The sequence below is a fragment of the Aeromicrobium sp. genome, from assembly GCF_047607065.1.
In the GTDB taxonomy this organism is placed as follows: Bacteria; Actinomycetota; Actinomycetes; order Propionibacteriales; family Nocardioidaceae; genus Aeromicrobium.
On the sequence record NZ_JASGDU010000057.1, the window covers coordinates 11,938 to 33,274 of the forward strand.

Consider the following 21,337-nt stretch of genomic DNA (forward strand, 5'->3'; position numbering starts at 1 on the left):
TCCTCGCCGCGATGTTGACCGATGCCTGGCGGCTGGCCGTGGGCACGCTGACGACCGTGCCCGTGGCCGCTCCCGCCGTCGTTGACCGGCGGCGGGCGGGGGCCGCGATGCTGCTGGCCCCGCTCGCGGTGGTGCCGCTGGGGGCGGCGGTCGCCACTGTGGCGATGGCGGGTCATGTACTGGGTCTGTCGGCCCTCGTTACGGCGGTGCTCTGTGTCGCCTGCCTGGCTCTGGGCACTCGCGTCCTTCACCTCGACGGACTGGCCGATGTGACCGATGGACTGACGGCTTCCTACGACAAGGAGCGATCACTTGCGGTGATGAAGTCGGGGAGTTCTGGACCCGCAGGCGTCGTGGCCGTCGTCGTCGTTCTCGCGCTTCAAGTGTCAGCGTTGGCGTCGATCTTCGGCCTGCTCATCTGGTGGCGCGCGGCGATTCTCGCTGGCGTAGCGGTGTGCGCCTCGCGCGGCGTGCTGGTGATCTGCTGCGCCCGGCGCGTTCAGCCGGCCCGTCAAGATGGTTTGGGTTCGGCCTTTACCCAAAGTGTTGCGCCGGGGGCTGCGATGGCCTTGTGGGTGCTCATCACGGCGCTGCTCGCCGCCGTCGGCGGGTGGGCCGGAGCCGATGGGCGACTGGGCTTGGCTGCGGCGGTGGCGGCCGTGCTGGTGACGGTCGTCGTCGTGCGCCACGCCACCGGCCGTTTCGGGGGCGTCACGGGGGACGTTTTCGGTGCCTGTATCGAACTCGCGTTGGCGTCGATCCTCATCGTCTTATCGAGTGGGGTTTTCGCATGAGGGCGGTCCTGTGATGACGAGCCGGGCCGCAGGAATCCTGCTCGGGTATGCGGTTGATCGCCTGCTCGGGGACCCGGCCCGCTTTCACCCCGTGGCCGGATTCGGGCAGGGGAGCCAGCGGATCGAAAACCTGATCTACCGTGACTCTCGGCTCAGGGGCGTGGCGCATACGGCCGGACTCGTCGGTGCCGTCTTCGTCGTCGGCCTTGCTGCCGAGCGATCCGCCCCGAGGGGCGTCGCTCGTACCCTCCTGACCGCCACGGCGACCTGGATCGTCTTGGGGGGGAGAACACTCGAACGCGAAGCCCTCGCCGTGCATCGCTACCTCGACGCAGGGGACCTTCCGCGCGCCAGAACGCAGGTCAAGCGTTTGGTGGGCCGCGATACCGACTCATTGGACGCTTCCGAAATATCGCGCGCCGTCGTGGAATCGGTGGCCGAGAACACCTCGGACGCCGTGGTTGCTCCTTTCGTCTGGGGGGCGCTTCTGGGAGTTCCGGGCTTGCTGGGATACCGGGCCGCCAACACTCTGGATGCGATGGTGGGGCATCACAACGCACGGTACGAAAACTTCGGTTGGGCATCGGCTCGATTCGACGACCTGCTCAACCTTCCCGGCGCGCGATTGGCAGCGTTGCTCACGTTGGTCTCGGCACCGCGCGCTGCCGGGGGCGGGTGGCGGGTCTGGCGGCGCGACGCGCGCCTGCATCCGAGTCCGAATGCAGGAGTTATCGAAGCCGCATTCGCAGGTGTGATGGGAGTCCGCCTCGGTGGGACGAACCGCTACTACGGCGACCGTATCGAGCACCGGGCTGTCATGGGCGACGGCAGGGCGGCACAGCCGGCCGACATCCCTGTTGCCACCGCCCTGGCGCGGCGAGTGGGCATCGGTGCCGCAGCGTGTGCCGCCGCCATCGCGGTAGGCCTGGCTCGGGGTCCAATACCGGGGTAGGCAAGAACCCGGTCCCTGAGGTGCGTAGGCCGCTTGCGGCCGGAGCCTCGAAGGGCGAAGCCTGCGGCGTGGGTCATTTCGAGGCTACGCTCGTTCCTCGCTCCGCACCTCAATGACTGGTTCCGCATCTCTGCACCATCCCTCAGCGCGGCTGAAGGATGCACTCGCCGCAGTAGTCGGCACCGGGCACGCGGTAATAGAGGCAGCACGAGTTGCGGACGAACTCCACGTCAACCGGCGAGATGAGGGTGCCCGCGCCCGCCAAGGGGCCGTCCAACAGGGCCATCGCCAGGTCGAGAGCGTCTCGGGCGAACCCGGGCCGAGCGCGACCGATCAGGCGAGCGGCGCTGAAGACCGCAGAGGTGATGTTGCCGGTGAGCACGTGGAGGGAAAGCGAATACCGCCTCGACAGGACCTCGGCCAGAGGGAGAACGACCTCGTGCAACCCTGCCTCGGGCGAAGGCTCGGTTTCCGGGCCGGTCAGGGCAAGCGGCCAGGGTCCGGTGTTGACCGGTTGCCAGAGAGTCGAGTCCCAGTCCAATGCGGGCAGCCGGTATCCGAGAGCCGCCGCCCCCATGAGAGGCGACAAGAGGCGAGCGAACAGCGCGAATGACATGGTGGAGGCGGCAATCCGCCGCTCGACCGGAGCACCCGCACGTTCGCTCAAGAATCGGACGGCATAGTCGACGCGGTCGTCGAGGACCGGGGTATCCCGCAATTCACGCAGTGGGCACCATGTGCCCGCTCTCATCGCGTCGGAAAGAGCGAAGAACGGCCCGAGCGTTGAGAGCCGCTCTGTCGTTTCAGTCATCGGTGCCTCGTAGAGAAGGCCCGCCGACCGGGCCGCAGCACACCATACGCCTGTTCGAGCATGACGACATTCCCACAGCCTGTTGCAGTGGAGGCACTCGCACCCGCATCACCGCCAGGCGTGGCACTTCGGGGGCGTGGAGTCCGCTAGAGTCGGGGCAAGCAGGTATAAGGAAGCCGGTGAGAGTCCGGCGCAGTCGCGCTACTGTGACACCCCTTCGCGCGAGCGGCTGGTGGTGGAGCCAGACCCGAATGCCTGTTCAAACCCATCAACCGGGGGCGCACGCACCCCCGAAGGAGGACATATGTCGCAGTCTGCTGAGTTGCCGGTTTCCGGCGACGTTTCCCTTCCCACCATCCCGGTCCGCGAGTTCGCTCCGTGGACGCTGTTCTTCAGCCTGCTCGCGGTGCTGGTGATCTTCTTCGTGAGCGCCGACCAGGGTGCCATCTCGATCCCGTCGGGCAACGCGATCCACGAGTGGGTCCACGACGGTCGTCACCTTCTCGGCTACCCCTGCCACTGAGAGGGGCGACGACATGAATGCACGAGCATTTCTCATTCGTGGCCTGATCGCGGGCCTTCTCGCGGGCCTGGCCGCCTTCTTCGTCGGTTACACGGTCGGGGAGCCGCATGTCGACACGGCCATCGCCCTGGAGGAGGCCGGCGCTGCCGCCGAGGACACCGTGGCCGAAGACGGACACACTCATTCACATGCGGACGAGGAGGCGGGCACCGAGGTCTCCCGCACCAACCAGGCGACCTGGGGCCTGCTGACCGGCACGGTCACCGTCGGCCTTGCCCTAGGCGGTCTCATCGCGCTCATCGCCGCCGCGACGCTAGGACGCATCGGCCGCCTGCTTCCGGGCCAGTCGACGGCGTTGGTCACCGTGATCGGCTTCGTCTCGTTCGCGCTGGTGCCCTTCCTGAAGTACCCGGCCACGCCGCCTGCGGTCGGCAGCGGCGAGACCATCGGTGCGCGGACGGCCCTCTACTTCGGCTTCGTCCTGGTCTCGGTCATCGCTGCGGTTGCCGCGAGTTACGGTGCGCTCAAACTCCGCGAGCGGTTCGGCACCTATGTCGGTGTGGTCGCCGGTATCGCGGGTTACCTGCTGGTGGTCGGGGTCGCCGCGCAGATCTTCGAGACGGTCAATGAGGTCGGTGACTTCCCGGCCGACACGCTGTGGTTCTTCCGTCGGGCCTCGCTGTTCACCATTGCGACCCTGTGGGGGGTCATCGGTGTGGTGCTGACCGGCCTCATCGGGCGTCTCTATGCCGCCGAGACGACCGAGGCCGAGCGTCGGCAGTTGGCGGCCGCCCTCTGAGGTGCGAGGCCGCTCGCGGCCGAGCCTCGAAGGGTGACGCCCGCCTTGATAGATCCCTTCGAGGCTCGCAAGCTCGCACCTCAGGGACCGGATCCTCCTATCTGCGGAATCTCTACATCAGCGGATCCTGAGGATTCAGAGCACGAGCACGCGGCCTGCGACGACCAGATGGACCTCGTCGCAGGCCGCTGCTATCTGCTGATTGACTGAGCCGAGAAGGTCGCGAAACAGGCGTCCGGAGCGGTGGCTCGGCACCACGCCCAGTCCCACTTCATTCGTCACCCACACAACGTCGTCGCGGGCCGAGAGCGCCTCGGTCACGTCGTCGAGCAGCCTGCCGATCACGGAGACCGTCTCGCTGCCGGGGGAGTCCCACAGCGCGTTTTCGTCCAGCACGGCCGTCAGCCAGGTACCGAGACAGTCGACGATGACCGGTGCGGGCACCGCCAGAGCGCGCGGCAGATCATGGGTCTCCAGCGTGGTCCAGGAAGCCGGCCGCCGGGACCGGTGCGCCTCGATCCGCGCGGTCCACTCAGGATCGGACTCGTCTTCGACGGCCGGGCCGGGCGCGACGTAGGTGACCGCTCGATCTGCCGGCAGGAGGGATTCGGCGTGGCGCGACTTGCCCGAGCGGACCCCGCCGGTCACGAGAATGCGCATGACTGCTCCTTGACCCAGCCGAGGGCCGCCTCGACCGTGTTCACGACCCGGACGGCGTCCGGTGCCGCAGGACGCCGGATCACGACGACCGGGACGTCCAGCGATGCTGCCGCTTCCATCTTCGGCCAGGTGTACGTGCCGCCTGAATCCTTGGTGACGAGCACGTCGCTTCGGTGTTCTCGCATCAGGAGTGTCTCGCCGGCAAGGGTGTAGGGACCCCGGCTGGTGACCAACTCCCACGTCTCGGGCATGGCCAGTTCGGGAGCCTGGACGACCCGGGCGAGCACAGCGTGACGCCGGAGGGACGGAAGGAATCGGGCGAGTTCTTGCCGCCCGACGGTCAGGAACGGCCGGTTCCCGAGTCGGCCGGCGAGGGCCGCTGCTTCCTCATGCGAGTCGGCGTAGTGCCAGGTCTCGTCCGGCTCCCAGCCGGGCCGTTCCAGCCGGAGCAGCGGCACCCCCGTGGCGGCGCATGCCGCCACGGCGTTGGCGCTCATGCCCAGCGCGAAGGGATGCGTGGCATCCACGACGGCGTCATAGCCGGCCAACGCAGAACGCAGGCCGGTCACCCCTCCGAACCCGCCGATACGGACCTTGCCGACGGGAAGGCGCGGCTCGGCGACGCGCCCCGCGAGCGAACTCGTCACGTCGACCCGGCCCGCGACGAGATGTGCGGCAAGGTCGCGGGCCTCGCTGGTTCCGCCGAGCAGCAGCAGCCTCATAACGTGCCTCCCGGCGGAACGACAGGCAGGCCGGACGGTGCGCCCTCACGGGCCAAGGTGAGCAAGGCATCGACGTCGAGGTGAGCCTCGACGAGGTCGCCCAGCAGGTCGAGCCGTCGCTCCCGAGCCGCCTCGAACGAGACCGACGACGCCGCGAGTCCCAGAGTCTCGGCGAGGAACGCCCGGCGCAGGGCGTCGCCCTCCAGGCTGCCGTGCCACATGGTCCCGAAGACGTTGCCGTGCCGTGCGCCGCCGAGGAACGGCTCATCTGCGCCGAGTGTGATACGACCGTGGTGGATCTCGTAGCCGCAGGCAGGTACCCCGAGGGCTTCGCCGGTGGGAAGGTCGAGACGCTTGTCAGTCAGGAAGTCGGTGCGGATGTCGAGCAGACCGAGGCCCCGAACTTCGGCACCGGGGCTGCCTTCGATGCCGAGCGGGTCGCAGATCAGGCGTCCGAGCATCTGGAAGCCGCCGCAGATACCGAGCACGGGACGACCGCTGGCGGCATGGGCCACGATGGCGGTGTCCAGGCCGCGTGAGCGGAGCCATGCGAGGTCGGAGATAGTCGAGCGGGTCCCGGGGAGCACGATCAGATCGGCGTCGGCGAGGTCACGGGGGTTAGCAGCGAAGACGACATCCAGACTGGACTCCACACCGAGCGCGTCGACGTCGGTGAAGTTGCTGATCCGAGGGAGCCGGACGACGGCTACCTTGTGACCCGTCGCCGACGCGGCACGCCGGCCTTCAAGGTCGAGGGCATCTTCGGAGTCGAGCCACAGGTGCGGGTCCCAGGGAAGGGTGCCGAAGACCCGTCGGCCGGTGAGTTGCTCCAACGACTCGATCCCGGGGGCCAGCAATGCGGCGTCGCCCCGGAACTTGTTGACGACGAAGCCGGCGACGAGCGCCTGATCGGACGCATCGAGCAGCGCCACCGTGCCGTACATCGCCGCGAAAACACCGCCACGGTCGATGTCGCCGACAACCACGGTGGGGAGTCCGGCATGTCTGGCCAGGCCCATGTTCACGTAATCGCCGGAGCGCAAGTTGATCTCGGCGGGGCTGCCGGCCCCCTCGGCGACGATGACCTCGAAGCGGGCGGCAAGATCGTCGTAGGCCGCGTGCGCGGCCACAGCGAGATGCCGCCGACCGTGCTCCCAGTCCGAGGACGAGACCTCACCGCCGGGCTGGCCCATGAGCATGACATGGCTGCGCCGGTCACCTCCCGGCTTGAGCAGCACCGGGTTCATCGCCGGCTCGGGGGTGACTCGCGCGGCGAGCGCCTGCACCCACTGAGCGCGGCCGATCTCCGCGGTGCTCCCGTCCGCCCCGGCGCACACCATCGAGTTATTGGACATGTTCTGTGCCTTGTAGGGCGCGACCGGTATGCCACGGCGCGCTAGAGCACGGCATAGCCCTGTCGTCACGACGCTCTTGCCGGCGTCGGAGGTGGTGCCGGCGATGAGCAGGCCGCTCATCGCTCACTCCGGGCGGCAGGCGCTCTCAGCAGATAGACGTCCATCACCCACCCGGCTTCGGCCTTGGCCTGGGCGCGGGCGCGGCGCAGTTCGGGCCACACGTCGCCGACCTGTCCGGCGACCAGCCGCTCCGAGGCGGTCCCGAGATTGGCTCCCCACCAGATCGACCAGTCGTCGAGTCCGGTGAGATCGAGGTTACCGGTGAGCATGACGCACAGGTTCCTCTGTCCCGCAGCAATGTCCTCTCGAAGGCGGCGGGCCGTGGTGATGTGGACCGGATCGCCAACCGGGTGCAACACGATCCGGTGGCGTGCGGCCAGCATGTGCGGCGCGCTGATGCCGGGGAACACGTCAAACTCCGCTGACAGGCGTGCAGCGAGTTGTTCGACGATGCGGATCGTGGAGTCGTAGAGGGCGGGGTCGCCCCAGACTAAGAACGCCGCCGTGCCGCCACGGTCGCGCAGTACGGTCTCGTAGGCGGCGACTCTGGCCGTATGCCAGTCGGTCACGACCTTTCCGTAGTCCGCCGGGTTGTCGCGGTCGCGTTCCGGGTCCGGCACCGCGATCATCTCGATGCCGTGGGTGGCGGCAATCTCCCGTCGCACGGCCAGAAGCCCGTCGCTGCCGGCCTTCTCGGCCGCAATGACATAGTCGCTCGACCGGAGCGCGTCCGCGACTTCAGGCGTGACGTGCTGTGGCCCCATACCGATGCCGAGGACGCGAATCTTCACGCTTCGATGCCGTCCTCCAGGTCGCCCTCGACATCGAGATAGACCTGCTGCAATGCCGCGAGGACTTCGCTGTCGGGTTCGGCCCACAGGCCGCGTTCGGCCGCCTCGTGCAACCGTTCGACGATGCCGCGCAACGCCCACGGGTTCGAGGAGCGCAAGAACTGCTGGTTGACCTCGTCCAGGACGTACTCCTGCGCGAGCTTCTCGTACATCCAATCGTGGACCACGCCCGCAGTGGCATCGAAGCCGTAGAGGTAGTCGACGGTGGCGGCCAGCTCGAAGGCGCCCTTGTAGCCGTGCTTTTGCATGGCAGCGATCCAGCGCGGGTTCACCACCCGAGCGCGGAAGACCCGCGCCGTCTCCTCGGTCAGGGTGCGTGTGCGGACGGCATCGGGCGAGGTCGAGTCGCCGACGTACGCCTTCGGGTCGGTGCCGGTCAGCGCACGGACGGTGGCCACCATGCCGCCGTGATACTGGAAGTAGTCGTCGGAGTCGGCGATGTCGTGCTCAGCCGAGTCCACGTTCTTCGCCGCGACCTTGATGCGCCGGTAGTTGGCCCGCATGTCGTCGGCGGCCGGAGCGCCGTCGAGGTCGCGTCCGTAGGCGAAACCTCCCCACGCGGTGTAGACCTCGGCGAGATCGTTGTCGTCTCGCCAAGTCCCCGATTCGATCACTTGAAGGATGCCCGCCCCGTAAGAGCCGGGCTTGGAGCCGAAGATGCGAGTGCGAGCGCGTCGCGCGTCGCCGTGTTCGGCCAGATCGGCCTGATAGTTGGCCCGCACGTAGTTGTTCTCGCTCGGCTCGTCGAGTTCGGCCACCATCTTCACGGCGTCATCGAGCATGGCGACCACGTGCGGGAAGGCGTCTCGGAAGAAACCGGAGATGCGCACCGTGACGTCGATGCGCGGGCGCCCGAGTTCGTCGAGGGGGATCACCTTCAGCGTGCTGACCCTGCGTGACTGCTCATCCCATTCAGGGCGCACGCCCAGGAGCGCGAGGACCTCGGCGACGTCGTCGCCGCTGGTGCGCATCGCGCTCGTGCCCCACACCGACAGCCCGACCGAGGTCGGGTAGTCCCCGGTCTCGTCGAGGTACTTCTGAATCAGCGAGTCGGCCATCGCCTGCCCGGTCTGCCAGGCCAGTCGTGACGGCACCGCGCGAGGATCGACCGTGTAGAAGTTGCGTCCGGTCGGCAGCACGTTCACCAGGCCGCGCAGCGGCGAGCCGGACGGGCCGGCCGGAACGAAACCCCCGTCCAAAGCATGCAACACCGCGTCGAGTTCGTCGGTGGTGCGGGCCAGGCGCGGCACGACCTGCTCGGCGGCGAAGGTGAGCACCTGCCGGACCTCGGGCGAGTCGTGCAGGTCCGGGATCGCGGAGATATCCCAGTCGGATGCCTCCAGGCGTTCGACCAGTTCCCTGGCCTGGGTCTCGATCTCGTCGGTCGCCTTGAGGTCCGCGCCGCCGGTGAGGCCGAGGGATGCGCGCAGGCCGGGAACCGCGTTACCGACTCCACCCCATACCTGCGCCGCCCGCAGGATCGACAGCACGAGATTCACCCGCGCCTCACCCGTGGGGGCAGCGCCGAGGATGTGTAGACCGTCACGGATCTGCGCATCCTTGATCTCGCACAGCCAGCCGTCGACGTGCAGCAGGAAGTCGTCGAACTCCTCGTCCTCCGGGCGCTCTTCGAGGCCCAGATCGCGATGCAACTGAGCGGCGTGCATGAGCTGCCAGATCTCGCCACGGATGGCAGGCAGCTTGGCCGGGTCCATCGCCGCGATCTTGTCGTACTCCTCCAGGAGTCCTTCCAGGCGTGCGATGTCGCCGTAGGACTCCGCGCGGGCCATCGGTGGCACGAGGTGATCGACGATGGTGGCATGCGCGCGGCGTTTAGCCTGGGCACCCTCGCCGGGGTCGTTGACCAGGAACGGATAGATCAGTGGCAAGTCGGCGATGGCGGCATCCGGCCCGCAGGAGGCCGAGAGGGCGGCGGTCTTTCCCGGAAGCCACTCCATCGAGCCGTGCTTGCCCAGGTGGACGACCGCGTCGGCCCCGAAGCCTCCCTCGGACCGAGCGGCTCCCAGCCAGCGGTAGGCACCGATGTAGTGGTGGGACGGCGGCAGGTCGGGGTCGTGGTAGATCGCGACCGGGTTCTCGCCGAATCCGCGCGGCGGCTGGATCAAGATGACCACGTTGCCTGCCTGCAAGGTGGCGAGCACCATCTCGCCGTCGTCGTTGACGAAGAGCGAGCCCGGCGACTCGCCCCACGCCCCGACCATGCTCTCGCGCAGATCGCCGGGCAGGTCCGCCGTCCAGGCGTCGTAGTCGGCCTTGGAGATGCGTACGTGCGCATCGGTGAGTTGCGCCGACGTCAGCCACTCCTCATCCTGGCCGCCTGCGGCGATGAGTGCGTGAATCAGGGCATCGCCGGCGGCGGTGTCGTCGTCGAGGTCGAGGAGGGGAAGCACCGGGTTGTCCGTGCCCAGGTCGTAGCCCGCCTCCCGGAGCCGGCGGAGAAGCCGAATCGCGGAGACCGGGGTGTCAAGGCCCACCGCGTTCCCGATGCGAGCGTGCTTCGTCGGGTAGGCCGACAGCACGAGCGCCAGACGCTTGTCCTCGTTGGAAATGTGGCGCAGGCGGGCATGGGAAACCGCGATCTTGGCCACTCGAGCGGCCCGCTCGGGATCGGCCACATAGGACGGCAGGCCCTGCTCGTCAATCTCCTTGAACGAGAACGGTGCGGTCGTGATGCGGCCGTCGAACTCGGGAATGGCGATCTGACTGGCATAGTCGAGCGGGCTGACACCCTCGTCTGACGACTCCCAATCGGCGCGGCTGTTGGTCAGGCTGAGTCCCTGGAGCACCGGGATGTCGAGGGCAGCCATGCGTTCGACATCCCATGCCTCGTCATCCCCGCCCGCGCTGGCAGTAGCCGGGACGGAGCCGCCGGCGGCGAGAACCGTGACGACGAGGGCGTCGAGCGTCCCTAGCGCGTCGTAGAGGTCATCGGGTGCCGAGCGGAGAGACCCGGTGTAGATCGGAACACCGACAGCCTGGCCGGTGGCATCGATGGCATCGGCGAGGGCATGGGCGAAGGCGTTGTTCCCGCTGGCCTCGTGCGCGCGGTAGTAGAGGATGCCCACCTGGGGGAGTGAGGTATCGGGCGCAGCGGGGCGGGCGGAGTAGCCCCAGGCCGGAATCTGGACCGGAGGCGCGAAGCCCTCGCCGGTGAGCAGGACGGTGTCGGAGAGGAAGGCGTGCAGTTGGGCGAGATTGGCCGGCCCGCCCTCGGCCAGGTATCGGTGCGCCTCGGCGGCGACACCGATGGGCACGGTCGACAACTCCATCAGTTCGGCATGGGGTTGTTGCTCACCGCCCAGGATCACCAGCGGCGTCCCGGCGCTTCGGATGGCGTCCACTCCGGACCACAAATCGTGGGGAGAGCCGAGGAGACGCACCACGACGAGATCGGCACCGGACACGGCGGCAGCGAGGTCGGCGTCGCTGCCGCGGCTCGGGTTCGCCCAGGTATAGGCAGCGCCGCTGGAGCGGGCCGACAGTAGATCGGTGTCGGATGTGGACAGGAGCGCGATGCGCACGGGCGTCTCGGCCATTGCCGGGTTCCTCCTCCGGGGTTCTCGCCCCGTTGTTCGGTCGGATAGGCCGTGAGCAGTGTCTGGCTGGCCTGATCGAGGAGGCTTCACAGTGGCGGAACCGCCCCGGACTTTCACCGGGTTCCTGGCTCACGGGCTTGTCCGAGCCTACGGGACAATGCCTGTCGTGGGACATCCGGTGTATCTCGTTCGGCACGGCCAGTCGGAGTGGAATCTCCTTCGCCTGACGCAGGGGCAGGCGAGCCATCCCCGGCTCACCGAGGTCGGGAGAAGGCAGGCGGTAGCGGCTGGCGAGTTGATCGCCAGCGACCTTCGGGGACGTGGGACGGGTGTGTCGCGCATCATCACCAGCGACCTCGCGCGCGCCGTCGAGAGCGCCGAGATTCTCTCGGCTCGTTTCGACGCCCCGGTCGCCCAGGACCCCCGGTTGCGCGAGCAGCACCTGGGTGAACTCGAAGGGCGTAGTTACGAGGAGACCTGGGCCGTCGCCGAACAGATCGACTGGACCGATCCGGCTGTCCCGGTCGCTGGCGGGGAGTCGCTCATGGAGGTCTACGACCGGATGGCCGAGGTGCTCGGAGAACTCGACGGTTCCGAGGTGACCATTCTGGTGTCGCATGGGGACTCGATCAGGGCGGCCGTCGCGCACCTGAGCGGCGTCAAGCCGCACGAGTCCGACTGGGTCGATGTGCCCAATGGGGCGGTGGCCCGGATCACCGAGACGATCACCTGGCTGGGACCGACCTCGCCGTTGTCGAGGAACGAGCGAGCCGCTCCCTGAGGTGCGTAGGCCGCCTGCGGCCCGCTAGGGATCCGCTGATTCATAAGGTCGGTGCCGCTCATTGAGGAGCGTAGCGAGGAACGAGCGGAGCCTCGAAATGAGCTGCGGTGTGAGTCCCTTCGAGGCTCGGCCGCAGGCGGCCTCGCACCTCAGGGACCGGATTCCGCCTATCTGCGGAACCTGCTACCTGTTCGTCGAGGCTCGTCGCCCGGTGCTCTCCCAGGGGAGTCGCGCCGGTGCGGGCAGCGTGGCGTTGATGCGGTCGATGAGCCGTGCGAAGCCGTCGAGCGTGGTCTCGGAGAGTTCGTCGACGAAGCGCGGGTTGCGCAGCAGCACCTGGGCGGGCTTGAAGTGGTCGAAACGCCCGTGCGCGGCAGTCAGCCTCTCGACGATACGGTCGCCGGGGCCGAGCACCAGCGGCGTGTAACTCATGCGGTGGGCCTCGTTGAACAGGCGCAGGTAGTCCTCGACGGAGAACAGATCCTCGATGTCGCCCGTCGGCAGGCGGGTCAGATCGGCGACGTGGATCAGGCGCTCTCGGCTCAGGCCGCCGGTGGCCAGCGCCTCCTCCAGTCGGTCGATCCTGGCAGTGCCGGAGTCGACGACCACGGTGACGTCGGCCTCGTGCCCCATGAGGTTGAGGAACGCCGCGATGCCGGCCGCGCCGCCGCCGGCGGGCAGCACCCGCCAGCGCGGATCGAGCGCGCTGTGCCCGAGGTCGGCGAGCCGGCGTCCGATGACGTCGAGGTAAACCAGGTCGGAGGGGCCTTCCACGAGCAGGTTGGTGGCCGACTCGAACAGGTGCCGGACCGCGTCGTATCCGAGGGCGGCGCGCACCGGGGCGACGCTGCCGGCCTGCGCCGTCAGCACGTCGCGCGCGGCGACGGCCCCGACCTCCGGGCCGCCGTCTTCGACGATGCGGACGCGATGCAGCCGGTCGGTCTCGACCATGAACGGCGAATGGGTCGTGTAGATGACCTGCACCGCGTGCGAGAGGCGGTCGTTGATGAAGCGTAGGAAGTCGCCCTGCGCGCGCCCGTGCAGTCGCAGGCCCGGCTCGTCGAGGAGCACCACGATGTTGTCGTGGCGCGTCTCGAACTCGGTGAAGGCCGCCAGGAAGGAAAAGAACCAGCGAAAGCCCGACGAGCGCTGGTCGAAGTTCGTGGTGAATGCGTGGCGCGGGTCCTCCACACGGATGTCGACATAGGTCTCGACGGTCTCGGCGCCGTGGCTGCCGGTGGGCGTCGCCAGACGCCGGTCGATGTCGAACTGCACCCGCAGGTCGGGGTTCTGCTGCCAGTAGGCGAACACCTGCCGTGTCAGGTCGTGCCCGACGGCCTCCAACTCGGCCCGCCGCTCCTCGTAGTCGTCGGCGGTGAGCGCCTCGGGGGTGGTACCGGCGAGCGCCAGCAGCGCCCGGGCGGTCTGCTGGGGGGAGGAACCGGTCTCCTCGGAGGTCGCCGCCAACTCCTCGATGTCGATGCGTCCCTGCAGCAGGGCGTAGTCGGCGAAGTAGAAGAACCGGGGCAAGCGGGGGCGTAGGAGCGAGATCTGCGCGCGCCCGGTGGTCGTTCCGGGCAACTCTGCCAGAACCTCGCGGATGCGCTCGATCTCCTCGCCCAGTTCGGCGTCGGCACCGGCGGCCAGCCGGGAGCACACCGGCTCGATGCCGTCGAGGTCGCCGACGGCATCGAAGTGATGTGCCGTCTCGGCCCGGACGTCGGCCTTGACCAGGACGTTGGTGATGGCGGCGCGCTTGTCCTTGTCGAGGGTCCACAGCGCTTCGCCGTCGTACTTGCGGGTGACCGTGACGGTGTCGGATCGCAGCGTGCCCTCGCCCAGGGCACCGGCGATCACGGCCTGGTCGTCGTCATCGAGACCGAAGACGGCCTCGATGGCCACGGTGCTCTCCAGGTTGCCGGCGCGCCGGTCGGCGACGAGCTTCCACCGCGGGTAGTCGCGCTGGAGGTCGAAGGTCATGCCGTCGACCGGGTTCAGCCGGTGCAGGGCTTGCAGGAGGCTGGTCTTGCCGGACTCGTTCATGCCCACCAGGCAGGTGACCAACTCGTCGACGGCGATGGGACCGCTGTCGACGATGTTTCGGAAGTTGGTGACACGAAACTCGGTCAACTGCATGATGACTCTTCCCTCGGGGCGGCGGAACCGAGGTCAGTTTAGGCGTTCGGACCCCTCAGATCGCGGCCAAACGCCGCGCCACCGGCAAGTCCGTCGGACCAGGCGGTAGGGTGCCCGGTCATCGAGACTCGCCCTTCGAGGTGTGCTGCGCTCGCACCTCAAGGAACGGATTCCGTCTATCCGCGCAACTTCTTACTCGCGTTCGGCGCTGTGTTGGTAGGCGTCGAGGAAGATGTGGGCGACGTGGTCGTCGGCGATGCGATAGAGGATCTGCCGGCCCTGGCGCTCGCCGTCGACCAACCCAGCGTGACGCAGCCGCCCGAGGTGTTGCGAGATGAGCGGTTGCGTCGCGCCGAGCAGGTTGACGAGTTCGGCGACGGTGTGGTCGCGCACGGTGAGCCGGTGGATGATCGCAGCACGCAGGGGTGAGGCGAGCGCGCCGAAGACCTCGCTCACCGGCCCGTACTGGCGGTCGATCACCCCGCGCGCGGCGGAGGGGGCGGGCGGCTGCTCGGCGGAGGAGGTCACCGCCCCATTGTGACGCCTCGGCTCGGCGTCAGTGCTCGTCGTAGTGGTCACCGTGTGCCGCGTGCCGGTGATCGCCGTGCACGTAGTCTACGTGGTCGCCGTGCGAGACGGCCTCGTGGCCGCAGTCGGGGCCGTGCTGGTGGGGATGCTCGGTGTGGACGTCGTGCGTGGCGGTGGTCATGGGTGCTCCTTCGAGTCGGTCGGCAAGATATAAATACATTAGCATGTCTTTATATCTTGCCGACCCGTCGCGCGGGGGTTCGACCCGCGCGATTTTCTAGGAATGGCTCTCGATATCGTTTTCCCGTGGAGCGACTGCCAGACGTGTTCGCGGACCGGATCGCGGTATCGCTCGGCGACGGACACGGGCGCCGAGCGGTGCTGATCTGCGCCGGCGGTGCTGATCTGTCGGCCGTCGCCGCAGCCTTGTCGCGGCAGGCGTGGGCGGTCGGTGTGTGCTGCCTCGACCCGGAGGCGGTCGAGCGCGGACAGGCCGCAACCGAGGCGGCCGGCCTGGTCGTCGACTGGCGAGCGGGTGCTGCGGAGGCGTTGCCGTGGCAGGATGGCCGGTGTGCCGCAGTGGTCTGCTGCGGTGTCAATCCCGCCGAGGCACCGGTCCGCTCGGAGATCGAGCGCATCCTGAAAGCCGGCGGCGTCGTCCTCGCCGAACCGGGCAGCGAGGTCGGGTAAGAAATTCCGCAGCCTTTGAGGCTCGACCACTTGCGGCCTACGCACCTCAGCCAGCGGACCTATTGGGCCGCTTGCCTCAGGCGGTGGTGATGGCGCGGGCGATCAGGGCGACAGCCTTCTCGGACTCCGGGAGTAGTTGCGCTCAGCGGTGGGCGGTGAGACGCCACGACGCGGCAGCCTCGCGCTGACGCCAGTAGTCGGCGAACCGGCCGCCGGCGGCCTGCAGCTCGGCGAAGGTGCCCCGTTCCACGATGCGCCCCGCCTCGAGGAAGCAGATCTCGTCGGCACCGGCGATGGTCGACAACCGGTGCGCGACCACGACAGTCGCCCGGTCGGCCGCGCCCTGGCCGAGGGCCGCGACCAGGGCGGTCTCGGTCTGCGCGTCGACCGCGCTGGTCGCCTCGTCGAGCAGCAGCAGCGGTGCCCGCTTCAGCAGCGCCCGCGCAACGCTGACCCGCTGGCGTTCGCCGCCGGAGAGCAGTCGCCCGCCCTCGCCGATCCGGGTTTTCCAGCCGTGCGGCAGGCGCGCGACAACCTCGTCGAGCTGCGCGGACGTCGCCGCCTCGGCGATTTCGGCATCGGTCGCGTCGCGGCGGGCCATGCGCAGGTTCTCACGGAGAGTGTCGTCAACCAGGTACACCTGCTGGAAGACTGCGGACACGCGCTCCATGAGCGCCGGCAGCGGCACCTCGCGCACGTCGCGTCCGTCGATGCGCACCGTCCCGGTGCGGGGGTCGGCGAACCTCGCCGCCAGCGCCAGCACGGTGCTCTTACCCGATCCGGACGGGCCGACGATGGCCAGCGTGCGTCCGCGCGCGACCGACAGGTCGATGCCGGTCAGGACGTCCGGACCCTGCGGGTAGGCGAAGGTCACGTTCTCCAACTGAAGGACGGCATCGCCGGCGGCCGGACTCTCCTCGGTCGGCGGCAGCGCCGGCAGGTCCAGCACCCGCTCGACACGTTCGAGGCCGCCTCGGGCCGATTCCACGGCCGGCGCGAGATCGGTGATCGTGAAGAACGGTTCCAGGAATCTCAGGGCCACCACGACCAGGGCCACCACCTCGGCGCTGCTCAGGTCGCCGCGGTCGGCCAGGACGACGGCCACGACCGCCACGCCGGCCAGAGCCAGCTGGGAGACGACCGAGAACAGGATCGTGCCCGGAACGGTCGCCACGACCAGCCTCAGCGAGGCGCTGCGGAAGGTGTCGAGGGCGCGAGCCAGTGCGGTGTCGCTGCCCGTGGCCTGACGGCTGGCGCGCAGCACGCGCTGGGCCTGGGCGAAGGCGACGATCTGCTCGCCGACGTCCTCCGATGCGACGCCGAAGGCGTCGTCGGCGTGCCGGACCAGGCGCCCGGAGACTGCGACAGACAGCGCCAGCAGTCCGGCGGCGACGAGGGCCGCGAGCGCCAGCCACGGGTTGATGAACAGCAGCCCGAAGCCGATGAGGACCGTGGACCACAGGCCCGCGCTGACCGGTGCCAGCACGTAGACGAACGCCGAGCACAGCTCGTAGCCGGCGTTCGACATGGCGCGCTGCGCGGCGTTCGAGACCGCAGGCGTGATGTGGGTCAGCGGGGCGGCCTCCAGGCGGGCGAGCACGTACTCCTCGACCGTCCCGCGCAGGTGGAAGCCGACCGCGAAACTGTCGCGGGCGAAGCGCTGGTCAACCCACCAACTCGCCAGGACCGAGGCTGCGAGGGCCGCCAGCCAGCCGAAGCCGTCGGCCGGGTCAGGCCCGAAGAACGCCGTCGCGGTCGGGAACAGCAGCATGACGACCGCCGCACGGACGATGGCGCTCGCGGCCCGCGAGATGAGGAAGTTGCGGCGCAGGGCCGGGTCGTCGACGAAAGCGAGAATGGCGTTGATCATGCCGTGACCTCCGAGGTGGCGGTGGCGGCGCTGAAGGCCTGCCACAGGTCGGCGTAGGGGCCGGGGCGAGAGGTGAGGTCGGCGTGCGTGCCGTCGGCGACGATGCGGCCCTCGTCGAGCACGATGATGCGGTCGACGTCGGTGATCGTGTTGAGGCGGTGGGCGATGACCAGCACGGTGCGCCCGCCGGTGAGGCTGGCGATGGCCTGCTGGATGGCGCCTTCGGATTCGGGGTCGGCCGATGCGGTGGCCTCGTCGAGCACGAGCACGGGCGGGTCGGTCAGCAGGGTCCGCGCGATGGCGAGGCGTTGCAACTCGCCGCCGGACAGCCAGGTCTCCTCGCCGAGGATCGCGTCATAGCCGCGCGGCTCGCGGGCGATGCGCTCGTGCAACTGGGCCGCGCGGGCGGCCTGTTCGACCTCGGCGCGCGTGGCCTCGGGCCGGCCGAGGGCGATGTTGTCGTGGACGCTCGCGCGCAGCGCCGTCGGATGCTGGAAGACGAACCCCACTCGCGCGTACAACTCCGGCTGCGGCAGCGCTCGCACGTCGGTCCCGCCGATGGTGACTCGGCCGGAGTCGACGTCCTGGAAGCGGGCCAGAAGCGTCGCCAGGGTCGACTTGCCCGCACCGCTGCGGCCCACGAGCGCCGTGACCGTGCCCGGTTCGAGGGTCAGGTTGATGTCGCGGACGACCGGATGCCCCGGCCGGTAGCCGAAGGTGACGTTCTCGAAGCAGACCGTGGTGTCGGCCGTCGCGGGGGCGCCGGCTGCCCCGGCGGGGGATTCGTCCAGTTCCGGCTCGGCGAGCACCAGGCCGATGCGTCCGGCGGCGTCCATGCTCTCCTTGAGCGCCGCCGCGCCGTAGGCGACCGCGAGGAGCTGGGCACCGAAGGTGACGCCGACCAGGAGGAAGGCGACCAGATCGTGCGGGGACATCCACCCCAGGGCCACGAAGGAGCCGCCGACGCCCATGATGAGCAGCAGCGAGGTCGTCGGCCGGGTCACGAGGTCGAGGGTCGTCTTGATGCCGACCAGCGGCCCCTGCCAGTTGTGCAGGAAGGTGGCCCGGTCGTCGAGCGAGCGGTGCAGCCGTCCGTCGGGGCCGAGGTCGTAGACCCGCGCGACCTCCGCGCCGTCGAGGAAGGCGATGGTCTCCTGGGCGATCTCGTCGCGGTGCCGCTCGAAGGTCTCGCGGCCGTCGCCTGCCATCGCGAACATGCGCAGGCCGATCACGTAGTAGACGATCAGCGGGATCAGCAGGACCGCCGCGAGGCCGGCGTGGACGACGAACAGGTAGACGAGCACCGTCAGCGGGGTGACGATGGCGGCCACGATGTCGAGGACAGCGTGGGTGACGTAGTAGTGCATGCCGGCGGCGTCGTCTTGGACGGCCGTGCGGACCTGGCCGGAGTTACGGGCGTCGAACCAGCCGAGCGGGAGCCGGCCGAGGTGATCGACCATGCGTCGCCGGACGCTGTGGCCGAAGCGGGCGTCGACCACGTGCAGCCAGACGATCAGCAGCAGCGCCAGCGTGCTGCCGGTGCCCATGAGTCCGAGCGCCCACCAGGCGAGGCCGGCGATGTCGTCGCGGCCGTCGAGCATGCGGCGGCACAGTTCGACGAGCACGACGTACGGGGCGAGGGTCAGCAGGCTGACGATGACCTGGATCGCCGCGGCGACGCGCAGGGTCGAGCGCAGCGGGGACATCAGTTCGCGGCGTGCCGCGGCGGCCCAGCCGGCGCGGGCGGCGGTCGCCTCGACGGGGATGATCGCGGGCTGTTCCGGGGAGGTAGCCGGTGCCGGTTGATCCTCGCCGCGGCTCTTGCCCATCTGCTTGCCGAGCGCCCAATAGGTCGCGGCTTTCATCGCCGAACTGGGGAAGCCCAGCTCCTTGAGGTGGGTGCGCACGGCTCGGACGGCGGTCTTCTCGCCGGCGACCCAGGCGTACCAGCCGGGCCAGCCGGCGACGGCAACGGGCGTGGCGTCGGCTCCGGTGCGGGTGGTGACGAGCGCGTTGCGCAGGGCCTGGGAGTCGGGGGTGCGGGGCACCCAGGTCACCCGGATGTCGGCGCGGTCGGTGACCGGGAGGGTGAGGTCCTCGTCGTGGGATTGTTCGAGGATGATCTCGACGGGCGCGTCGTGCGGCAGGCTCGCGGCGATGGCGCGGATCGCAGGCAGGGAGGCCGGGTCGCCGATGAGCAGGTAGCCGGCGGGCTTCGGGGTCGGCGGGCTGAAGGACTGGATGCCGAAGCGGGTGCCCTGCACGGTGGAGCCGACTTCGGCGGCCTGCGCCCACGCCGAGGCCGGTCCGGCCGGTTCGTGCAGCACGAACTCCAGCGTCATCTCCTCGGTTTCGGGGTCCGGGTCGACGATGGTGTAGCCGCGCTGGTGCTCGCGGTCGGGGTCGGTGGCGTCGGGCACCCACAGGCGCACGAAGGAGCCGGGGCCGAGGTCGATCTGCTGGTCGGTCGATCCGAGCGCGGCGAAGAATCCGGGCACCCGGACGCGCATGCGGCGGTAGTGCGGGGTCAGGTCGTCGATGGCGAGAACCTCGAAGGTCCACTCGCCGACGCCGGAGGCTCGCATCAGCGCGCCGTTGAAACCGCGACTCACTCAGGTCTCCTCGCTGTCGTTCCGGAGGCCTCGTCTGGCTAAGGCCAGCCTCACTATAGTCCTCCGGCCTTGACTGGGCGCTAACTATGACAGATGTCTCAGTTGGTGCTCGCAGGAGTCGACGAACCGGGTCATTGAGACGCGAGCGCAGCACACCTCGAAATAACCCGCCCGCCGCGGTCTTCGCCCTTCGAGGCTCGGCCGCAGGCGGCCTCACACCTCAGGACCCGGCTCGAGCTACCTGCGGACGTTCAGAACGGGGGCCAGGGGACGGCGGGGAGGTGGCCGAGGGGCGCGGGGAAGACCGGATCGGCCAGCAGCCGGTCACAGCGCTCGGCCAGCGCGGCGATCTCTGCGGCAGTGAGCAGAGCCTCGAGCCGGCCGGCCAGCGGGCCGTCGAGCGCATCGCGCACCCGTGCCGCCCCCGCGACCTCCTCTGCCGACAACGGCTTGCCGACCCACCCCCACAGCACGGTGCGCAGTTTGGGATCGACGTGGAACGTCAGGCCGTGGTCGATGCCGTAGCGATGCCCGCCCGGCATCTCCAACACGTGACCGCCCTTGCGGTCGGCATTGTTGACCACCAGGTCGAACACCGCGATCCGGCACAGCGCCGCCGACTCCTCATGGACGAGACTGACCACCCGGTCGGCCGCATCCAGCCCGTCGAACACGTGATGCCAGCCGTCGGGCACGGCCCCGCCCGGCACCACGGTCACCGCCTCCTGGTCCGGGTCCGGCTCGCACCACACCTGCACCATGCCCGGGCCGGCCGGGCCGTCGCGCAGCCAGGTCGGCGGGACGAGGTCCCAGCTGGTCGCCTCCGAGACGAGATACGCGGCGACCTCCCGGCCGGCGAGCGTTCCGTCGGGAAAATCCCACAGCGGCCGCTCCCCGGACACGGGCTTGTAAACCACCTCGACCGCGTCCTCGCCGTTACCGATACGGCCCGCGAGGGTGGCGTTCGACGCGGAGCGGATGCGCGCGGTCAGGTGCAGGTCGCCGCTCGCGGGCGGGCCGCTCATCGGAAGGTTTCGGGACGCTCGCAGCCGTGATCACCGGCCATCGGCTCGCCGCAGCGCGAACACGCAGGCCGCCCGGCCGCGACCATGTCCCGGGCACGCTTAGCGAAGGCACGGGCGCCGCCCACGGGGAGCCGCACGCGCAACACAGCCTCGGGGGTCACGTCGATGTCGTCCAAGGAGCCGGTGAACTCCTCGGCGTCGATCTCGACGATGGCGTAGGCCTCGATGACGATCTGCGCGGTGGCCGGGTCCCAGCCCAGGCTCATCGTGCCGGCGCGGAACAGGTCGTCGACCGGCTCGTCCAAGGGGTCGGCGTCGTCGAGTTCGCCGGGAGTCCCCACGGGGATGCTGTACCGGTTGCCGTTCTCGGCCATCAGCGAGTCGAGCACCTCGTCGATCCGCTCGGCCAGCGCCGCCGCCTGCTGTTTCTCCAGCGAGACGCTGAGCAGGTCGCGTCCGGCACGTACCTGAAGGAAGAAGGTCCGGCGGCCCGGCACGCCCACGGTGCCGACGACGAACCGGTCGGGCCAGTCGAAGTCGTACACCGTCGTCGCCATGTCGCCCAGACTAGGAGCCTGCCGATTGAGAACGTGCGCGGATAGGCGGAACTC

The 21,337-nt window shown here is 69.2% G+C and carries 19 protein-coding genes and 2 riboswitches; of the genes, 6 read left to right on the forward strand and 13 right to left on the reverse strand.

Annotation, left to right across the window (positions count from 1 at the left end; all coding sequences use genetic code 11):
• The first annotated feature begins 11 nt into the window (after positions 1–11).
• Positions 12–794, forward strand: coding sequence for an adenosylcobinamide-GDP ribazoletransferase (locus QM597_RS09265; protein WP_415004595.1), 783 nt, complete (start codon positions 12–14; stop codon positions 792–794).
• Positions 795–807: 13 nt separating this feature from the next.
• Entirely contained in the window at positions 808–1,746 is a 939-nt protein-coding gene (locus QM597_RS09270) for a cobalamin biosynthesis protein (RefSeq protein WP_415004596.1), read from the forward strand.
• A 142-nt stretch (positions 1,747–1,888) separates the two neighbouring features.
• On the opposite strand, the gene QM597_RS09275 is transcribed toward QM597_RS09270, so the two are convergent.
• Positions 1,889–2,557: a (2Fe-2S)-binding protein gene (locus QM597_RS09275; protein WP_415004597.1), complete on the reverse strand. Its 669-nt coding sequence runs from the start codon at positions 2,555–2,557 to the stop codon at positions 1,889–1,891.
• A gap of 112 nt (positions 2,558–2,669) precedes the next feature.
• A riboswitch (cobalamin riboswitch) is annotated at positions 2,670–2,824 on the forward strand.
• Positions 2,825–2,861: 37 nt separating this feature from the next.
• Between QM597_RS09275 and QM597_RS09280 the strand changes: the two genes are divergently transcribed.
• Together QM597_RS09280 and QM597_RS09285 are read left to right on the forward strand one after the other, a co-directional pair.
• A complete protein-coding gene (locus QM597_RS09280; RefSeq protein ID WP_415004598.1) occupies positions 2,862–3,080 on the forward strand; it encodes a CbtB domain-containing protein in 219 nt (72 codons plus the stop codon).
• Between the two features lie 13 nt (positions 3,081–3,093).
• Positions 3,094–3,879 carry a CbtA family protein gene (locus tag QM597_RS09285; RefSeq protein ID WP_415004599.1) on the forward strand — a complete coding sequence of 262 codons (786 nt, stop codon included), beginning with the start codon at positions 3,094–3,096 and terminating at the stop codon, positions 3,877–3,879.
• A gap of 135 nt (positions 3,880–4,014) precedes the next feature.
• Here the strand turns inward: QM597_RS09285 and QM597_RS09290 are convergent, their stop codons facing one another.
• Genes QM597_RS09290 through QM597_RS09310 form a run of 5 tightly spaced genes read right to left on the reverse strand, consistent with a single transcriptional unit; the run spans position 4,015 to position 11,084 of the window.
• The gene (locus tag QM597_RS09290) at positions 4,015–4,539 is read right to left on the reverse strand and encodes a bifunctional adenosylcobinamide kinase/adenosylcobinamide-phosphate guanylyltransferase (protein WP_415004600.1); all 525 of its coding nucleotides are present in this window, start codon (positions 4,537–4,539) and stop codon (positions 4,015–4,017) included.
• Positions 4,524–5,261 carry a cobalt-precorrin-6A reductase gene (locus QM597_RS09295; RefSeq protein WP_415004601.1) on the reverse strand — a complete coding sequence of 246 codons (738 nt, stop codon included), beginning with the start codon at positions 5,259–5,261 and terminating at the stop codon, positions 4,524–4,526. Before QM597_RS09295 ends, QM597_RS09290 begins: the two co-directional genes overlap by 16 nt.
• Positions 5,258–6,736, reverse strand: a complete 1,479-nt coding sequence (locus QM597_RS09300; RefSeq protein WP_415004602.1) for a cobyric acid synthase — start codon at positions 6,734–6,736, stop codon at positions 5,258–5,260. Before QM597_RS09300 ends, QM597_RS09295 begins: the two co-directional genes overlap by 4 nt.
• Positions 6,733–7,467 (reverse strand): precorrin-6A synthase (deacetylating), encoded by a 735-nt coding sequence (cobF, locus tag QM597_RS09305; RefSeq protein WP_415004603.1) that lies wholly within the window; start codon positions 7,465–7,467, stop codon positions 6,733–6,735. Before cobF ends, QM597_RS09300 begins: the two co-directional genes overlap by 4 nt.
• Positions 7,464–11,084, reverse strand: a complete 3,621-nt coding sequence (locus tag QM597_RS09310) for a cobaltochelatase subunit CobN (protein WP_415004604.1) — start codon at positions 11,082–11,084, stop codon at positions 7,464–7,466. Before QM597_RS09310 ends, cobF begins: the two co-directional genes overlap by 4 nt.
• 35 nt (positions 11,085–11,119) lie before the next feature.
• Positions 11,120–11,251: riboswitch (cobalamin riboswitch) on the reverse strand.
• Between QM597_RS09310 and QM597_RS09315 the strand changes: the two genes are divergently transcribed.
• Entirely contained in the window at positions 11,251–11,865 is a 615-nt protein-coding gene (locus QM597_RS09315; protein WP_415004605.1) for a histidine phosphatase family protein, read from the forward strand. Its footprint overlaps the riboswitch before it by 1 nt.
• 183 nt (positions 11,866–12,048) lie before the next feature.
• Here QM597_RS09315 and QM597_RS09320 read toward each other — a convergent pair whose 3' ends face one another.
• The 3 genes from QM597_RS09320 to QM597_RS09330 form a co-directional block, all read right to left on the reverse strand.
• Positions 12,049–14,001 (reverse strand): AAA family ATPase, encoded by a 1,953-nt coding sequence (locus QM597_RS09320; RefSeq protein WP_415004606.1) that lies wholly within the window; start codon positions 13,999–14,001, stop codon positions 12,049–12,051.
• A 192-nt stretch (positions 14,002–14,193) separates the two neighbouring features.
• On the reverse strand, positions 14,194–14,529 hold the full coding sequence (locus tag QM597_RS09325) for an ArsR/SmtB family transcription factor (RefSeq protein ID WP_415004607.1): 336 nt from the start codon (positions 14,527–14,529) through the stop codon (positions 14,194–14,196).
• Between the two features lie 28 nt (positions 14,530–14,557).
• Entirely contained in the window at positions 14,558–14,710 is a 153-nt protein-coding gene (locus QM597_RS09330; protein WP_415004608.1) for a zinc transporter permease, read from the reverse strand.
• 125 nt (positions 14,711–14,835) lie between these two features.
• Here QM597_RS09330 and QM597_RS09335 point away from each other — a divergent pair, with 125 nt between their 5' ends.
• Positions 14,836–15,219, forward strand: coding sequence for a class I SAM-dependent methyltransferase (locus QM597_RS09335; protein WP_415004609.1), 384 nt, complete (start codon positions 14,836–14,838; stop codon positions 15,217–15,219).
• Positions 15,220–15,361: 142 nt separating this feature from the next.
• On the opposite strand, the gene QM597_RS09340 is transcribed toward QM597_RS09335, so the two are convergent.
• The 4 genes from QM597_RS09340 to QM597_RS09355 all read right to left on the reverse strand — a co-directional run bounded on the left by QM597_RS09340 (position 15,362) and on the right by QM597_RS09355 (position 21,283).
• Positions 15,362–17,089 carry an ABC transporter ATP-binding protein gene (locus QM597_RS09340; protein WP_415004610.1) on the reverse strand — a complete coding sequence of 576 codons (1,728 nt, stop codon included), beginning with the start codon at positions 17,087–17,089 and terminating at the stop codon, positions 15,362–15,364.
• Positions 17,086–19,701: an ABC transporter ATP-binding protein/permease gene (locus QM597_RS09345; protein WP_415004611.1), complete on the reverse strand. Its 2,616-nt coding sequence runs from the start codon at positions 19,699–19,701 to the stop codon at positions 17,086–17,088. The genes QM597_RS09340 and QM597_RS09345 overlap by 4 nt, the downstream gene beginning before the upstream one ends.
• Before the next feature lie 251 nt (positions 19,702–19,952).
• The gene (locus QM597_RS09350) at positions 19,953–20,726 is read right to left on the reverse strand and encodes an SCO1664 family protein (protein ID WP_415004612.1); all 774 of its coding nucleotides are present in this window, start codon (positions 20,724–20,726) and stop codon (positions 19,953–19,955) included.
• Positions 20,723–21,283 carry a DUF3090 domain-containing protein gene (locus QM597_RS09355; RefSeq protein ID WP_415004613.1) on the reverse strand — a complete coding sequence of 187 codons (561 nt, stop codon included), beginning with the start codon at positions 21,281–21,283 and terminating at the stop codon, positions 20,723–20,725. Before QM597_RS09355 ends, QM597_RS09350 begins: the two co-directional genes overlap by 4 nt.
• Between the last annotated feature and the right edge of the window lie 54 nt (positions 21,284–21,337).

Coding starts and splice junctions, on each gene's coding strand:
- QM597_RS09265 (WP_415004595.1), top strand. CDS start 12: ATGTTGACCGATGCCTGGCGGCTGGCCGTGGGCACGCTGACGACCGTG.
- QM597_RS09270 (WP_415004596.1), top strand. CDS start 808: ATGACGAGCCGGGCCGCAGGAATCCTGCTCGGGTATGCGGTTGATCGC.
- QM597_RS09275 (WP_415004597.1), bottom strand. CDS start 2,557: ATGACTGAAACGACAGAGCGGCTCTCAACGCTCGGGCCGTTCTTCGCT.
- QM597_RS09280 (WP_415004598.1), top strand. CDS start 2,862: ATGTCGCAGTCTGCTGAGTTGCCGGTTTCCGGCGACGTTTCCCTTCCC.
- QM597_RS09285 (WP_415004599.1), top strand. CDS start 3,094: ATGAATGCACGAGCATTTCTCATTCGTGGCCTGATCGCGGGCCTTCTC.
- QM597_RS09290 (WP_415004600.1), bottom strand. CDS start 4,539: ATGCGCATTCTCGTGACCGGCGGGGTCCGCTCGGGCAAGTCGCGCCAC.
- QM597_RS09295 (WP_415004601.1), bottom strand. CDS start 5,261: ATGAGGCTGCTGCTGCTCGGCGGAACCAGCGAGGCCCGCGACCTTGCC.
- QM597_RS09300 (WP_415004602.1), bottom strand. CDS start 6,736: ATGAGCGGCCTGCTCATCGCCGGCACCACCTCCGACGCCGGCAAGAGC.
- QM597_RS09310 (WP_415004604.1), bottom strand. CDS start 11,084: ATGGCCGAGACGCCCGTGCGCATCGCGCTCCTGTCCACATCCGACACC.
- QM597_RS09320 (WP_415004606.1), bottom strand. CDS start 14,001: ATGCAGTTGACCGAGTTTCGTGTCACCAACTTCCGAAACATCGTCGAC.
- QM597_RS09330 (WP_415004608.1), bottom strand. CDS start 14,710: ATGACCACCGCCACGCACGACGTCCACACCGAGCATCCCCACCAGCAC.
- QM597_RS09340 (WP_415004610.1), bottom strand. CDS start 17,089: ATGATCAACGCCATTCTCGCTTTCGTCGACGACCCGGCCCTGCGCCGC.
- QM597_RS09350 (WP_415004612.1), bottom strand. CDS start 20,726: ATGAGCGGCCCGCCCGCGAGCGGCGACCTGCACCTGACCGCGCGCATC.
- QM597_RS09355 (WP_415004613.1), bottom strand. CDS start 21,283: ATGGCGACGACGGTGTACGACTTCGACTGGCCCGACCGGTTCGTCGTC.